At 62.5% G+C, this 1,568-nt stretch carries 1 protein-coding gene; it reads left to right on the plus strand.

The window, feature by feature from the left end:
- Nucleotides 1-186 precede the first annotated feature (186 nt).
- Nucleotides 187-1,263, plus strand: a complete 1,077-nt coding sequence (locus tag BM345_RS29510; RefSeq protein ID WP_302847601.1) for an IS110 family RNA-guided transposase — start codon at nucleotides 187-189, stop codon at nucleotides 1,261-1,263.
- Nucleotides 1,264-1,568 lie beyond the last annotated feature (305 nt).

Raw genomic sequence — 1,568 nt, forward strand, 5'->3', positions numbered from 1 at the left:
AGGAGATGTAATGGATGCCTCCCTCCCTACGGGGACAGCAAGAGCAGGAGCACGGAGATGAGCAGCTTGGCTGTTCTGGGCGGCTGGCTTGCCTGCATGGCAAGGTGGACCTCCGGATGGATACGGCATCGAAGTGCCCATGGCGTGATAGACCGAGGTCTTCACAAACACCATCGGAGGTCCGAGATGAATCGTATTGCAGCTCAGGGTGCGGGACAAATCATCGGCTTGATCGACGGGCGCCAGGTTGTTGGCCTGGACATCGCCAAGAGCGTGTTCCAACTGCACTCCGTGGATATGAGCACGGGCGAGATTGTCAACATGCAGCTCAAGCGTGCCAAGGTGCTGGAGTATTTCGCCAACCGCGTGCCGTGCCTGATCGGCATCGAAGCGTGCGGCGGGGCCCATCACTGGGCACGCGAGCTGACGGGGTTGGGCCACAGCGTGCGGCTGATCCACGCCAAGGCCGTACGCCCCTTTGTGGCCGGCAACAAGACTGACGTTACCGACGCCCGAGCCATCTGGCTGGCGATCCAGCAACCGGGCACGAAGTTCGTGGGCATGAAGACACAGGCGCAGCAGGCCACGCTGGTGCTGCACCGCCAGCGCGAATTGCTCATGCGCATGAAGGTCATGCAGATCAACGCGCTGCGCGGTCTGCTCTACGAGTTCGGGGCAACCTTCGCCAGGGGAAAGAACGCCTTGTTCAGCGAGATCGAGGCCACCTTGGAGTCGTTGGCGCTCGACATCCCGCAGTACGTGGCCGACAGCCTGCGCGAGCAGGTGCAGCGGATCAAGAAGCTTGTCCAAGACATCAAGGCCATCGAACAGCGCCTCGCGCAGCGCCTGCGCGACGATGAGGACATGAAGCGCGTCGCGGCGATACCCGGAGTCGGGCTGCTGACGGCCACGGCGGCGATCGCCACGATGGGAGAAGCCAAAGCCTTCAAGTCGGCGCGAGAGTTCTGCGCCTGGCTGGGCCTGGTGCCCCAGCAGCGCGGCACGGGCGGCAAGGTCTTGCTACTGGGCATCTCCAAGCGGGGCGACACCTACCTGCGCACCTTGCTCATCCACGGCGCGCGCTCGGTACTTGCCCATGCAAAGGAGCCGGGGCAATGGCTGGAGCAACTCAAGGCCAGGCGCCCGGACAACGTCGTGGTCGTGGCGCAGGCGGCCAAGATGGCTCGAACGATCTGGGCCGTGACAGCCCGGCAACAGGATTACCAACGGGGCCACCAGAGCACCAAGCCGCAAGCGGCTTGAACTGGCGGGCCGCTCCATCAACCCAACCAAAAGAAAGGGTATATGAGCCTTTGAAGGCGATTGAGGCAGCAGCACGCGAAGTGATGTGAAACAGGTCAGACCGGGACAAGCCAAGCCTGCATGGGATCAAGGACTTCAACAGTCCGTCCAGGAGATGAGGCGCTTGTCGGCGGATTACATCGGGGCCAGTGAGCAACGGGGGCAATCCCGGCTCCTCACACAACAGGCCGGATACAAGGCAGCAGCCGACTTCTTCACAACACCGATGCGGGTTACTCCTCATAGCCGGGAGGCATCCATACAAG

This window comes from Variovorax sp. OV329 (assembly GCF_900114785.1).
GTDB lineage: Bacteria > Pseudomonadota > Gammaproteobacteria > Burkholderiales > Burkholderiaceae_C > Variovorax.